Source organism: Arthrobacter sp. W4I7, assembly GCF_030816215.1.
Lineage (GTDB): Bacteria > Actinomycetota > Actinomycetes > Actinomycetales > Micrococcaceae > Arthrobacter > Arthrobacter siccitolerans_A.
Window position 1 is genome coordinate 3,855,960 of the sequence record NZ_JAUSXU010000001.1, and the last position, 12,551, is coordinate 3,868,510.

Below are 12,551 nucleotides of genomic sequence, written 5' to 3' on the forward strand. Positions count from 1 at the left end.
GCAGCGAAGCAAACGGCACCCAGCCAACAAGTGCCGGCCCATCAAGAACCGGCCGATCAAGCACCGGCCGATCAGGCGCTCTCGCGGCTGCCGGAACCGCGGGTCGCCCCCTCCGTGGCTACCTCCACGGACAGTCACCTGGTCATCACGGACGTCACCCGGAATTTCGGCAGCCAGTCTGTCCTCAAGGGCGTTAATCTTTCCATCGCCCGGGGCGGCACCACCGCCATCGTTGGCCCGTCCGGCTCTGGCAAGACCACGCTGCTGCGGCTGATCGCAGGGTTTGATCATCCGGTAACCGGCAGCATCTCGCTCAACGGTGCGAAGGTCGCCGGGGACGGCGCCTGGGTACCGGCGCACAAACGGCACATCGGCTACGTGGCCCAGGACGGCGCCCTGTTCCCCCACCTGAGCGTGGGCAAAAACGTTGCCTTCGGACTTGACCCGGCAAAACTGCCCGGCGGCCGAAGGGCAGTGGAAGACCGTGTTCGCGAGCTGCTGGAGATGGTGTCGCTGGATCCGGACATGGCCAAGAGGCGCCCCCACCAGTTGTCGGGCGGCCAGCAGCAGCGCGTTGCCCTGGCCCGGGCCCTGGCACGCGAACCGGAACTGATGCTCCTCGACGAGCCGTTCTCCGCCCTCGACGCCGGCCTGCGGGTAGCCACCAGGCGGGCAGTGGCCAAGGTCCTGAACAAGGCCGGCGTGACCACCATCCTCGTGACCCATGACCAGGCTGAAGCTTTGTCCTTCGCCGACCAGGTGGCGGTGATGCGCGGCGGGAAGCTTGCGCAGATCGGTAACCCCTTTGTGGTCTATACACGCCCGGCTGACCGCGCCACTGCCGAGTTCCTGGGCGACGCCGTCATCCTGGACGCGTGGATGGAAGGTTCGCTCGCCACCTGTTCACTCGGCGGCATCCCCGTCCGCCGGCCTCCCGCACAGGGCAGGGTCCAGCTGATGCTGCGGCCGGAACAGATCCGCATCGCCGAGGATGGCCCCATCCGCGGCGTGGTGGTGGACACCGACTACTTCGGTCCGGAAACCACCGTGCGGCTCAAGCTGGCGGTTCCCCCGGAGCTTGCCAGCGGAGGCGACCACCGTTATCCGGGCGGCGGCGAGATCATCACTATCCGGCACTGGAACGCCAGCATCGCCCGCCCGGGGATGGAGCTGTGCCTTCGGGTAGTCGGCGAAGGCGTCGCCTTTCCCATCGAACCCTGACGCGTCCCAGAAGCCTCAGCGGATACCCGCGAGCGGCGTGACTGTGCCGTTCTTGACGTTCACCGGGACGCCCGCTGCAGCGAGCCCCACGTCCTTGGTGCCTGACGGCGGGAAAACGAGCGAGGTGAGTGTCTGCGGCGTCGTGGCAGCCGGCCCCTTCCCGGCATTGCCGGACAGGACCAGGGTGAGGACCACCACCAGGGCGGCAACGGCCGCCCCGGCTGGCCACCAAAGGGGGCGGCCCGGGAAAGTTTGCCTGGGATTTTTGAAGGGGTTGCGGATCATGGTTTTCGTTCCGTCGCCGAACACACAAATGCCGCCCCCGGATGAGGAGGCGGCACCAGCGCAATTGAACCTTCTACCCTACGCGTCCGAACACAAGGACCCAATTACTGTTACAGCCCGGCTGGACGCTTTTTCTGCGGGTACGGCGCCTCACCACGGGCCAGCATCTCCACAAACCCCGCAATCTTACGTTCGCGGGTGGCAGTCTGTTTGACCGAGTTGGTCCGGTAAATCAGGGCAAAGCGGTTGGTTTTGGTAAGGACATCGAACATCGCCTGGGCGGCCGGAACGGCGGCGATGGCGGCGGCCAGGTCCGCCGGAACTTCGGCCGCCGCCTGCCCCTCATAGGCCTTGTCCCAGCGGCCGTCTTCCTTGGCGGCGTTCACGGCTGCCCGGCCCGCCTCGGTCATCCGGCCTGCGGCTTCCAGCCGCGCCACATGCGTGACGTTACGGGCCGACCATACGCTCCTGGGTCCGCGTGGGGTCATCCGCTGGAGGGAACTTTCTGCATCCCGGCTTTTGCCCTGGCCGTCGATCCACCCGAAGCACAGGGCCTCGTCAAGGGCGGCGGCGTAGTCCAACTCCGTCACCTGCCCGCCCTTCTTGTGCAGGACCAGCCACACGCCGGGACTGGCCTTGTGGTTTTCCTCCAGCCAGCCACGCCAGGCGGCGGCGTCCGGCACCAGCAGCTCCTCCAGTTCAACAGCCATGGCCCTATTCTGCCTGCGTCCCGGTCGTGGCAACATGGCCATACCCGGTTTCCCGAAACGAAGGACCACTAATGCTCCGCGTGCGCCCACTGCATTTCACCTCCGCCATCGAGTCCTGGGACCGGCTCCTCACCACACTGGGTCTGGTTCTGACCGAGGGCGACGGCGGGTTCCGCGTCTTCGACTCCGGTTCGGGCCGCTTTGCCCTCCATGAAGTACCGCACGGAGCCGAAGAGGACGGAACCACCGCGTTCACAGTGGAGGTGGGTGATCTCGCCGAGTTCGCCCGCCGCACCAACCTCTCGGCCCAGGACGATGGAACCTCACCCGCGGAAATCATCACGGCGGACCACGGCGAAACCTGCAGGATCACTGCGCCGGACGGATTCACTTTCCTGGCTGACCATGCCGCCCACATGGCCCAGTGCGCTGATGCCGACCCGGCCCTCGCCGTCGTCGGGGTCTGGTTCACCGAGGACGCCGCGGCGGCAGCCCGGACGCTGCAACATATTGGCGCCCGTCCGCGCCCGGTGCCTGACGCTGACGAAACCGCCGACTTCACGGCCAAGAACGGAGGGGTCCTGCTGGTGCGTCCGGCAGCGGGCCCGCCACGCCCCGGGTTGGGCTTTGAGTACGACGGCGGCCTGGAACCGTTGCGGGCCCGCCTCGCCGCCGCGGGCTTTGAGGCAACCATGACCGAGGAGGCCTTTGGGAGCACCCTCCACGTGCCCAGCCCGGACGCCGGGCCCGGCACGGCCCACGTGCCGGCCACGGTGTGGATCTCCGAGCGCCGTCCCATGGGGTAGAACTTAAGCATGAACGTGCGCACACCTGACCCGAATCCCGGCTGGCTCTCCGAAGAAGACCTTTTTGAGGCGCGCGGGCGGTTGCCCATGGTGTACGTCGAGGCTGTGCCTGTCCGGCTGGATCCGCTGGGTTTCGTCAACGAAGTGGGAACCCTGCTCCAGGCTGACGAGGACGGCACCATGGTCCGCTCGCTGGTGTCCGGGCGGGTCATCTACCGCGAGACCATCCGGGCAGCCCTGCTCCGGCACATGGAGAAGGACCTTGGTCCGCTGGCGTTCCCGCAGCTGCCCATCAGCCCGGTCCCCTTCACGGTGGCGGAGTACTTCCCGGCCCCGTCCCAGACCGGTTTCACCGATGAGCGGCAACACGCCGTGTCCCTGGCCTACGTGATCCCGGTGACGGGCGAATGCGAGCCACGCCAGGACGCACTGGAGCTGACCTGGATGACCCCCGAGGAAGTGCTGAGCCCCGGCGTGCAGCTGGAGTTCACGGGCGGCCGCGGCGGCCTGATCCGGCAGGCGCTGGCCTTCGCGGGCGTGGGGTTCTGACACCCTCGGCCGCACCCGGCGTCCCCGACTTCCGGTGCCCTCCTTTGTAGACTGTAGGGCGGACCGCAAGAGAACTTAAGGACTCCCATGACCGAAACACCAGCCGCCCGTAACTACAGGGAACAGCAGGCTGGATCTCTGACCACCGGCAGCCACATCCTGCTGCCCGGCGGTGAGCGGACAGCGGAAATCAGCCAGGTTGAGCTTGAATCAGACGACTTCGGCGCGCCGGCACTGGTACTCGCCAGCCTGTCAGGCGGCGGGACCCTGCGCATCGCCGTGGGCACTGCGGTGACTGTTGTGGGCGGAGAGGCCGACGCCGTCACGCAGCTTCCGCTGCAGGCCGGTCCGGTCGAGGTGGTTGGGCCGGCAGGGGAAGCCACGCCCGGGCAGCCCGGCGAAGAGGCGGCTGCGGCACCTGCGGCCCCCGCCGTCGTCGTACCTCCCCTGCCCCCGGTTCCCCCGGCGGCAACCGGCCCCGGCGAGGAGGAGCTAGCACTGATTCCGGCGCCGAAGGGTACGCCGGAATCAGTGGTGGAGGCTGCGGCCGAAGCCCACCCGGATGCGGAGGGTGTGCTGCTGCTGGCCGACCGGCTGGCGAAAGGGGTCAACTTCAAGTCGGGCAGCTGCCTGAAGGACCTCAGCGACCTCGCGCACGAACTGTTTGTCACGCTCAAGGACGCCGATGGTTCGCTGGCCGTCGCGGACCTGCTCAATGTCCTGCCTTATGACGGGAATCCCGGCCGGTGGGCCTCCGTGGAAGCTTCCCTGGCCCTGGCCAGCTACATCTGCCGGCAGAACGGCCAGGAGGAGCGGGCGGAGGTCTACGAGAAGCTGATCCGCACCCCGGAAAACCAGGAAACGGACGCCTTCAAGGCCAGGATGGCGGCCAAGGTCCGGCAGCGCTCGGTCTCAACGAGCCCAACCTGTACGACAAGGAAATCTTCCGGTCCATCGACAACTCCAATCATGACGCCGAGCGGGAATGGCGGCTCCTGCGGCTCGAATCCCTGCTGTTCCTGCGGGCCCACGGAGGCTCGGAAACCATCGGTCCGGGTGAGCTTGAGCGCCGCATCAGCAACGAACTTGAGGCCGTCCGGGCCTGACTTCGGCCGTGAACAAATAACCCCTATCCGGCGCCGGGCCGGAGTTGTACATTCGGGGCTATGACGAACAATCTGAGCGTTGTGATCAATGCTGACGCGCCGCAGGTCTGGACGATGCTGCGCGAACCGGCCAGGGTGGCCCAATGGCACGGCTGGCAGGCCGAGGACCTGGACGCCGAGATCAATCAGATCTACTTTTCCGGGGACGAAGAGGAATCACCGGACCACACGAGCTTCACGGTCCACGGCGGCGACGTCTTCGAGCTCCATCCGGAGCCCAACGGAACCCGCGTTAGCATCACCCGGGCAGCGCTGGACCACAATTCGGAATGGGCTGCGTGGGACGAGGACATCACCCAGGGCTGGCTGACATTCCTGCAGCAACTCCGTTTCGCGTTGGAACACCACCCGCACGGCAAGCGCCACACCTTGTTCCTGCAAGTTCCCGGCGGACCAGGCTCCGGCATTGAAAAGCTCGGCCTTTCGGATGTGCCGGCGCCGGGCGAGGACTACGGGCTGACATTGGCCACCGGCGAGAAGATCTCCGGGAAAGTCTGGTACCGGAGCAATCACCAGGTGGGCCTCACGGTCCACAGCTACGCGGATCGCGGCGACGGCCTGCTGATAGTTGCCGACCAGCCAAAAATCGCGGACGTCCGGCCCGACGGCGGATCGCTGGTGATTGTTTCCACCTACGGCCTGGGTGCCGCCGGGGTGGACGCGATCCGCACATCCTGGGACTCCTGGCGGGCTGAGAACTACCCCACATCAGAACCGGTGAGCTGAGGGACCTGCCCGATTGCTGGCACACTGGTACGGTGCCAGCCAACCCTGTTTCCGCTCCGTCCCCCGCTGCCCCGGCGGCTGCCCCAGCCAGGCAAGCCGCGCTGCCTGGCGCGCTCTCCCGGCAGTCCGAGTTCGGCTTCCGAGTAGGCTCCCGCCTTGCCGAAACGTGCCCACCGTCGGCTGCCCAACTGGAGTCCAACGGCGGTGCATTCCTGGGCCGCACCGGCACCATCACGACGCCCCACGGAGAAATCCGGACGCCCGCGTTCATCGCCGTCGGCACGAAGGCCACGGTGAAGGCGGTGCTGCCCGAATCGATGGCTGACCTTGGCGCGCAGGCACTGCTGGCCAACGCCTACCACCTGTACCTGCAGCCGGGAGCGGACATCCTCGATGAAGCCGGCGGCCTCGGTGCGTTCATGAACTGGTCCGGGCCCACGTTCACGGACTCCGGCGGATTCCAGGTGATGAGCCTGGGCTCGGGCTTCAAGAAGGTCATCGACATGAAATCGGTGGATACTTCCGGACCGGATGACGCCGTAGCTCCCGGCAAGGAACGCCTGGCCCATATCGACGACGACGGCGTCTGGTTCAAGAGCCACCTGAACGGCGACAAGCACCGCTTCTCCCCCGAGATCTCGATGCAGGTCCAGCACCAGATCGGCGCGGACATCATGTTCGCCTTCGACGAGCTGACCACCCTGCAGAACTCCCGCGGGTACCAGGAGGAATCGCTGGAGCGAACGCGGCTGTGGGCGCTGCGCTGCATCGAGGAGCACTTCCGGCTGACCTCGGCCCGTGAGGGCAAGCCGTACCAGGCACTGTTCGGCGTGATCCAGGGGGCCCAGTACGAGGACCTGCGCCGGAAAGCCTGCCGGGATCTGGGCGCCATGCCATTTGACGGTTTCGGCATCGGCGGGGCCCTCGAGAAGGAGAACCTGGGCACGATTGTCCGGTGGTGCAACGAGGAACTGCCGGAGGACAAACCGCGCCATCTGCTGGGCATCTCCGAGCCGGACGATATCTTCACGGCCATCGAAAACGGCGCAGACACTTTCGACTGCGTCTCACCTACCCGCGTGGCCCGGAACTCCGCGTTCTACACGCCGCAGGGCCGCTTCAACCTTTCGGGCGCCAAGTACAAGCGCGATTTCGGCCCGCTCCAGGAGGGCTGCGATTGCTACGCGTGCACCCATTACTCGCGGGCGTACATCCACCACCTGTTCAAGGCCAAGGAGATGGTCTCCGCCACGCTGATCTCCATCCACAATGAGCGGTTCGTGGTGAAGATGGTGGACGATGCACGGCTGGCCATCGAAGCCGGCACCTTCTTCGAGTTCAAGGCCGAGACCCTGGGCCGGTATTACTCCTGAGCAGGCGCCCATGCCGGTTCCGATATCCTGAGCGGATGCTCATCGAAATCCCCGCCGCAGCAGGCACCGCCGAAGCCCTGGTGGCCCGTCCGTCCACTGGCACCGGCCCCTTTCCGGGCGTAATCCTCTACATGGACGCGTTCGGCCTGCGCCCCCGCATCCAGGACATGGCCCAGCGGGTGGCCGACTGGGGCTACGTTGTCCTGGCCCCGAACGTCTTTTACCGGGAAGGCAAGGCCGGCGAGCTCGCTCCTGCGGCGGACATGGCCACGGCGGAGGGCAGGGCGGCCGCCGGCAAGGCCGCGTTCCCGCGGGTGGGCCGCCTCACTCCGGACAAAGCCGTGGCTGACATCGATGCGTGGGTCAAGGCGCTTGGGGCGATCGACGGCGCAGCGCCGGGTCCCATCGGTGCCTTCGGCTACTGCATGGGAGCCAGGCTTGCGGTGCGTACCGCCACCGCACGGCCAGACGTGGTGGCGGCGTGTGGCGGTTTCCATGGCGGCGGCCTGGCGACGGACGCCCCGGACAGCCCCCACCTGGCCCTGGGCAACGCCCGCGCCCGGTTTGTGTTCGGCCACGCGGACCATGACCAGAGCATGGCCCCCGACGCCGTCGCCCGGCTGGGTGAGGCGCTCCAGGCTGCGGGCCTTGAAGCATCGAACGAGATCTACCCCGGCGCATCCCACGGCTACTCGATGGCAGACACCTCAGCCTTCCATCCGGAGGCTACGGAGCGTCATTTCCGGGAGCTGCGGGCCCTGCTCGACGCCACACTCAAGGCCTGAAGGCTCCTTGGGCAAGAATTCCGGCCCCGTTGTCGCATTGAACGGGTTCAGGGAAAGGCGCTGTTCAGACACACAAGGCGGGCGGCCGGCGCCGGATGGCAGGATGGTGCCATGACTTCCGTTACCGCCGATGTCCAGTCCCCCGCTGCAGCTCCCGCCGTCGTCCTGACGATCGCCGGTTCCGAAGCCACCGGCGGTGCCGGCGCGCAGGCAGACCTGAAGACCTTCCAGGAGCTGGGGGTCTTTGGCATCGCCAACCTGACCTGCATCGTGTCCTTCAACCCGAACGACAGCTGGAACCACCGCTTTGTGCCGGTGGACCAGCAGGTGATTGCCGACCAGCTGGAGGCGACCACGGCGGCGTACGGCCCGTCGTCCGGCGCGCCCTCCGTGCTGGACACGGTGAAGATCGGCATGCTGGGCAGCCCGGCGACCATCAGCACCGTGGCGGGCGCCCTCGACGGCGGCCAGTTCCGCAACGTGGTCCTGGATCCCGTGTTGATCTGCAAGGGCCAGGAGCCCGGGCACGCGCTGGACACGGACCAGGCGCTCAAGGCGCAGATCCTTCCGCTGGCCACGTTTGTGACACCGAACCATTTCGAGGCCGAGTCCCTGTCCGGCCTGACGATCACGGACGTGGAGTCGCTGAAGTCGGCGGCCGTCCGCATCCACGAAATCAGCGGTGCGGCGGTGCTCGCCAAGGGCGGGGTGCGGCTGGAAGGCCCGGACGCCGTCGACGTTTTCTATGACGGCGAAACCCTCGAGGTGCTGCGCGCGGAGAAGGTGGGCGAGGTGGCCGTGTCCGGTGCCGGCTGCTCCCTCGCAGCCGCCGTGACCGCCGAGCTTGCCAAGGGTGCGGCGCCGCTGGAGGCCGCACGCGCGGCGAAGGCCTTCGTCACCGCCGGAATCCGGAACCGCGTGGCCTCGGGCGCACCGTTCGATGCCCTGTGGCAGGGCGGCCCGCGCTAACCTCTCAGCCGCATTCGCCTACTGACTGGCCGCAGCCGCGGGGGCTTCTGCCAGGAGGGCTTCGGCCGTCAGCATGGCGGTACGGGCAATAAAGGCCCGACGGCGTTCCAGCCGGTCCGGCGCGGCGCCAGCCAGGAGTGCGTCGATTTGCGGCAGGACGGTCCAGCCGTCGCAGAGCGTCACGATAGTGAGGACCAGGTCCGCTGCATCGGTGCGGTCGATGCCCGGCAGAACCCGGAGCATCTGGTCCACCTTGGCGGCGCAGTGGTCTGCCCGGGTGGCCCGGTCCACGGTGTTGCGGCCGCGCTCCAGCCCTTCCCAGAAAAGCAGCCGGGCCAGGGCGCTGTCCTTGGTGTGGCGGTCAAAAAGCTTCGCGGCGTAATCTCCCACGGCCGCAGGGCCGTTGCCCTCGATGGGGACCTCGGTCATGACGCGCACCAGTTCCGCGGCCAGGACGGCGTCGAACAGATCGTCCTTCTTGCCGAAGTACTGGTAGATGCGCTCCTTGTTGACGCCCGCGGCGGCTGCGATCCGGTCCACGCGCGCGCCGGCCAGGCCCTTTTCACTGAATTCCTCCGTGGCGGCAGCCAGCAGCAGCGCTTTGGTTCGTTCAGTATTCCAGGCCATGACGCTATTCTACGCGTTTCCAACTAGGTAGTTGCACTTTGCCGGCTGCAGGTCTAGTCTCGATCCCAACAAAGCAACCGTATAGTTGGAGATTCCCGTGAACAACACCACCGTTCCCGCCCCCGCCCTCCCAACAGCGGCCACCACAGCCGCGGTTCCGTCCGCCCCGCCTGCTCCACCCGCGCCGTCCATCCACGTCCGCGCAGTCATCACCTGGCTGGCCATCTTCCCCCTTGTAGCCGTGGGTATGCTGCTGAGCGCCCCACTGACGGAAGGCTGGCATCCGGTTCTGCGCGCCCTGGCGCTCACCCTCGTGGTGGTTCCGGCTGCCGTGTATGTTGTGCTGCCGCGCCTGTTCGGAGCTTACGGCGGGATCGTCCGGCGCGCTGCTGCAAAGTCCAGCCGCTAACCCTGACAGCTCGGGTCTGCCCGCAGCCATCCATCAGCGCGGGTCTGCGACCTTCCCCATAAACAGCGGCAGGCCACTCTCCACATGCACAATCTGGTAGTGGAACGGCCGGTCGAAGGTGATGGACTTTTCGGGCTGGGCCGGGGCACTGGTCACCATGCCGTTGATCTGGGTGACGGCGGCGGCCACCGTTCCCTTCTCGGCCACCGTGATGTTGGCTTCCTGCGCGGCCTGGGTGAGCATCAGGCCCGGCTGGATGGCATCAAAACCGGTCGTCGTCTCCAAGGTTTTGTGGAGGCCCAGTTGCTCGAGGACCGCCCGCACATCAAAGCTGCTCTTGTGGTCCCAGGTGGGCAGCGCCAGTTCGATGACTTCAGGTTCTGCCACCTCCAAGGCAGCTGACACCTCGGCCAACAGGTCCGCCTTGATGGCAGCAGCAGCGCCGTCGGAATCCTCGGCTGGAAGCACCAGCCGCATCACGAACCCTTCGCCGTACGGCAGGTCCACCGCCTGCCAGCCGGGGCCCTCGGCGAACGCCATGTGCTGCAGGCCATGCATCATGGGCACGGTGACAGTCCCCTGCGCCGTTGCGAACGGTTCATCCGACGTGGCCTCGGCACTGAACGGGACATCCCAGGCCGCGGCAAAATAAACGGTGTTGAGGAGGCTGAAGGTGTTCCTGGTGTCGTACCGGGCCGGCGCCTTCTCAATCCGGCCGCCGGTGTTCCTGTTGACCCAGGCGTCCATGGCCGGCTTGGTGGCTGCCTCGTCGCGGAAGTCCACCGGGTACACGCCGGTGCCGTAGTGCTTCGCCAGCGTCTCCAGGAAGTCGTCACCCGTGGAAACATTCCTGTCCACAAACAACCCGTTCGCGGTATGCATCAGCGGCTTGGCAGGAGGGTTCTCTTCGTCAACGGAGCCCGGGTCACCGTCGTATTCTTCCAAGGACGCGAGCAAGGCGTTCATGGCCTCGTCCCGGCCGGCATCAGAGAGCCCGAGCACGGCGTCCATCTCTGCTGCGGCTTCCCCTGAGGCACCGGCCCGCAGCATCGCCAGCGCGATCAGCAGGCTGCCCGGCGACGCAACCACGTTGCCCTCTCCCCCGCCGGCCAGCAGGGCATCACCCAGCGTGAAGGCGGAAGTCCGGAAGGCAGCGAGTTCCCCGCGGAAGGCGGCCCTGTCCACGGCAACCCGTTCGACGCCGTCGGCCGTGAGTAGCTCCGGCGGCGCCGGGGCCGCGCAACCCGCCACGGCCAGGACGGCGCCGAACACCATGGTCCGCTGGATACGAATCACTGCAGTTGCCTCCCCCGGCATCACCAGGCGGACACCCGCCTGCATCCAGTGAAACAGCGACGACGGCCAGGGGCGATGCCTGGACGGTCACGCTTTGCATTCATTTGGGTCTCGCACCAGGCGCGCAGGATCCCAAGCGAGGTTCTTGCCGGGAAGGGTACGACGGCGGGTGGCCACCCGCCGTGTCGTACTTCCTTTGTTTCTCCTCGTGGAGGCTAAGCGCCCACGGAGTCCTTTTCCTTGTCGCCGTCCTTGGGCGCCTGCACCCAGGCGTGGCCCTGTTCCTGGTCCAGGTGGGTCGCCTTCTTGTTCTTCAACGCGAAGATGTGAACCAGCAGCGAGATGGCAATGGCTACCGTGACATACGTGAAGAACAGGTCCACCCGTTCGGCCTTCTGGAAGGCGGAACCGATGAGCGGGACGGTGCCGCCGAACAGGGAGTTGGCGACTGCGTAACCCAGGCCGACGCCGAGGGCACGGATGGAAGCGGGGAACAGTTCAGCCTTCACCAGGGCGTTGATGGAGGTGTAGCCACCCACGATCAGCAGTCCGCCCATCATGAGCAGGAAGGCGGTGAACGGATCCTTGGTGTTGGACAGGGTGGCGAGCAGCGGCCAGGTGAACAGGACCCCGGTGATGCCGAACCAGAGCAGCAGCGGCTTGCGGCCCACTTTGTCCGAGATGATGCCGTAGACAGGCTGCAGGAGCATAAAGATGAACAGTGCCCAGAAGTTGATCACGGAGGTGTCGGTCTTGGCGATGCCGGACGTATCGTTCATGAACTTCAGGATGAAGTTGGTGTACGTGTAGAACGCCACCGTGCCGCCCAAGGTGACGCCGATGCAGATCAGCAGCGGCTTCCAGTACTGCGTAAACAGCAGCTTCATGGTGCCGGGCTGGGCAACCCCTGCTGCCACTGGCGTTTTCGCCGCCTGTACCTGTTCTTCTGAAACCGTCTCTTCCATTGAACGCCGCAGCCACAGAACCACCAGCGCGGCCACGCCCCCGATAGCGAACGGGATGCGCCAGCCCCACTCGGTGAGCGCGTCCTTGGCAAGGGCGTTCTGCAGGATGACCAGCACCAGCAGGGCCAGCATCTGCCCGCCGATCAGGGTGACGTACTGGAAGCTGGAGAAGAAGCCACGGCGCTTCGACGTTGCGGCCTCTGACATGTAGGTGGCGCTGGTACCGTACTCGCCGCCCACGGAGAACCCCTGGATGAGGCGGATCAGGATGAGCAGGATCAAGGCCCAGACGCCCACCTGCTGGGTGGTGGGCAGGACCGCGATCGCGAAGGAACCGGCAGACATCAGCGTCACGCTGAGGGTCAGTGCTGCTTTGCGGCCCTTCCGGTCCGCGTACCGTCCGAAGAACCAGGCGCCGATGGGCCGCATCAGGAACGACGTCGAGAACACTGCCATCGCTTCCAGGCCGGCCTGGAGGTCATCCTTGGAGTTGAAGAAGTGCGACTGGAAGTAGGCGGCGAAGACGGTGTAGACGTAGAGGTCGTACCACTCCACCAGGTTTCCGGCGGAGCCTTTGAGGATGTTGCTGACTGCCCGGCGCGTCTGCGCTGATTCGCTGACTGCTGCGGTTTGCTGGGTGCTCATCGCTGAACCTTCCTTGGCT

13 protein-coding genes and 1 pseudogene are annotated in these 12,551 nt (G+C 66.4%); 9 read left to right on the forward strand and 5 right to left on the reverse strand.

All coding sequences use genetic code 11. The features are described 5' to 3' along the window. Nucleotides 1-114 precede the first annotated feature (114 nt). Nucleotides 115-1,221 carry an ABC transporter ATP-binding protein gene (locus QF047_RS17360; RefSeq protein ID WP_306637989.1) on the forward strand — a complete coding sequence of 369 codons (1,107 nt, stop codon included), beginning with the start codon at nt 115-117 and terminating at the stop codon, nt 1,219-1,221. 15 nt (nt 1,222-1,236) lie between these two features. Here the strand turns inward: QF047_RS17360 and QF047_RS17365 are convergent, their stop codons facing one another. Next, nucleotides 1,237-1,506, reverse strand: a complete 270-nt coding sequence (locus QF047_RS17365; RefSeq protein WP_307279631.1) for a hypothetical protein — start codon at nt 1,504-1,506, stop codon at nt 1,237-1,239. A 110-nt stretch (nt 1,507-1,616) separates the two neighbouring features. Beyond that, a complete protein-coding gene (locus QF047_RS17370) occupies nt 1,617-2,216 on the reverse strand; it encodes a YdeI family protein (RefSeq protein WP_307279634.1) in 600 nt (199 codons plus the stop codon). 71 nt (nt 2,217-2,287) lie between these two features. On the opposite strand from QF047_RS17370, the gene QF047_RS17375 reads away from it, so the two are divergent. The 7 genes and pseudogenes from QF047_RS17375 to QF047_RS17405 all read left to right on the forward strand — a co-directional run bounded on the left by QF047_RS17375 (nt 2,288) and on the right by QF047_RS17405 (nt 8,590). Next, the gene (locus QF047_RS17375; RefSeq protein ID WP_307279636.1) at nt 2,288-3,022 is read left to right on the forward strand and encodes a VOC family protein; all 735 of its coding nucleotides are present in this window, start codon (nt 2,288-2,290) and stop codon (nt 3,020-3,022) included. Between the two features lie 9 nt (nt 3,023-3,031). Beyond that, complete coding sequence (locus QF047_RS17380; protein WP_306637984.1) at nt 3,032-3,571, forward strand: NUDIX hydrolase family protein; 540 nt, start codon at nt 3,032-3,034, stop codon at nt 3,569-3,571. 87 nt (nt 3,572-3,658) lie between these two features. After that, nucleotides 3,659-4,677 (forward strand): annotated as a pseudogene (locus QF047_RS17385) (DUF6707 family protein). A 60-nt stretch (nt 4,678-4,737) separates the two neighbouring features. Further along, complete coding sequence (locus QF047_RS17390) at nt 4,738-5,463, forward strand: SRPBCC domain-containing protein (RefSeq protein ID WP_307279639.1); 726 nt, start codon at nt 4,738-4,740, stop codon at nt 5,461-5,463. A gap of 32 nt (nt 5,464-5,495) precedes the next feature. Then, the gene (tgt, locus tag QF047_RS17395; RefSeq protein ID WP_307279641.1) at nt 5,496-6,836 is read left to right on the forward strand and encodes a tRNA guanosine(34) transglycosylase Tgt; all 1,341 of its coding nucleotides are present in this window, start codon (nt 5,496-5,498) and stop codon (nt 6,834-6,836) included. A 35-nt stretch (nt 6,837-6,871) separates the two neighbouring features. Then, on the forward strand, nt 6,872-7,621 hold the full coding sequence (locus QF047_RS17400; protein WP_306637980.1) for a dienelactone hydrolase family protein: 750 nt from the start codon (nt 6,872-6,874) through the stop codon (nt 7,619-7,621). Nucleotides 7,622-7,732: 111 nt separating this feature from the next. Continuing rightward, nucleotides 7,733-8,590, forward strand: coding sequence for a hydroxymethylpyrimidine/phosphomethylpyrimidine kinase (locus tag QF047_RS17405; protein ID WP_307279645.1), 858 nt, complete (start codon nt 7,733-7,735; stop codon nt 8,588-8,590). An 18-nt stretch (nt 8,591-8,608) separates the two neighbouring features. Here QF047_RS17405 and QF047_RS17410 read toward each other — a convergent pair whose 3' ends face one another. Then, on the reverse strand, nt 8,609-9,217 hold the full coding sequence (locus QF047_RS17410) for a TetR/AcrR family transcriptional regulator (protein WP_306637977.1): 609 nt from the start codon (nt 9,215-9,217) through the stop codon (nt 8,609-8,611). 97 nt (nt 9,218-9,314) lie between these two features. On the opposite strand from QF047_RS17410, the gene QF047_RS17415 reads away from it, so the two are divergent. After that, nucleotides 9,315-9,626 carry a hypothetical protein gene (locus QF047_RS17415; protein WP_307279649.1) on the forward strand — a complete coding sequence of 104 codons (312 nt, stop codon included), beginning with the start codon at nt 9,315-9,317 and terminating at the stop codon, nt 9,624-9,626. Nucleotides 9,627-9,659: 33 nt separating this feature from the next. On the opposite strand, the gene QF047_RS17420 is transcribed toward QF047_RS17415, so the two are convergent. Both QF047_RS17420 and QF047_RS17425 read right to left on the reverse strand, forming a co-directional pair. Then, nucleotides 9,660-10,901 carry a serpin family protein gene (locus QF047_RS17420; RefSeq protein WP_307282032.1) on the reverse strand — a complete coding sequence of 414 codons (1,242 nt, stop codon included), beginning with the start codon at nt 10,899-10,901 and terminating at the stop codon, nt 9,660-9,662. 236 nt (nt 10,902-11,137) lie between these two features. Continuing rightward, nucleotides 11,138-12,532 carry an MFS transporter gene (locus QF047_RS17425; protein ID WP_307279651.1) on the reverse strand — a complete coding sequence of 465 codons (1,395 nt, stop codon included), beginning with the start codon at nt 12,530-12,532 and terminating at the stop codon, nt 11,138-11,140. Between the last annotated feature and the right edge of the window lie 19 nt (nt 12,533-12,551).

What these genes read in the sequence shown, in the direction of transcription:
- QF047_RS17365 (WP_307279631.1), bottom strand. Translation starts at nt 1,506, where the DNA reads ATGATCCGCAACCCCTTCAAAAATCCCAGGCAAACTTTCCCGGGCCGC.
- QF047_RS17370 (WP_307279634.1), bottom strand. Translation starts at nt 2,216, where the DNA reads ATGGCTGTTGAACTGGAGGAGCTGCTGGTGCCGGACGCCGCCGCCTGG.
- QF047_RS17375 (WP_307279636.1), top strand. Translation starts at nt 2,288, where the DNA reads ATGCTCCGCGTGCGCCCACTGCATTTCACCTCCGCCATCGAGTCCTGG.
- QF047_RS17380 (WP_306637984.1), top strand. Translation starts at nt 3,032, where the DNA reads ATGAACGTGCGCACACCTGACCCGAATCCCGGCTGGCTCTCCGAAGAA.
- QF047_RS17390 (WP_307279639.1), top strand. Translation starts at nt 4,738, where the DNA reads ATGACGAACAATCTGAGCGTTGTGATCAATGCTGACGCGCCGCAGGTC.
- QF047_RS17400 (WP_306637980.1), top strand. Translation starts at nt 6,872, where the DNA reads ATGCTCATCGAAATCCCCGCCGCAGCAGGCACCGCCGAAGCCCTGGTG.
- QF047_RS17405 (WP_307279645.1), top strand. Translation starts at nt 7,733, where the DNA reads ATGACTTCCGTTACCGCCGATGTCCAGTCCCCCGCTGCAGCTCCCGCC.
- QF047_RS17410 (WP_306637977.1), bottom strand. Translation starts at nt 9,217, where the DNA reads ATGGCCTGGAATACTGAACGAACCAAAGCGCTGCTGCTGGCTGCCGCC.
- QF047_RS17420 (WP_307282032.1), bottom strand. Translation starts at nt 10,901, where the DNA reads ATGGTGTTCGGCGCCGTCCTGGCCGTGGCGGGTTGCGCGGCCCCGGCG.
- QF047_RS17425 (WP_307279651.1), bottom strand. Translation starts at nt 12,532, where the DNA reads ATGAGCACCCAGCAAACCGCAGCAGTCAGCGAATCAGCGCAGACGCGC.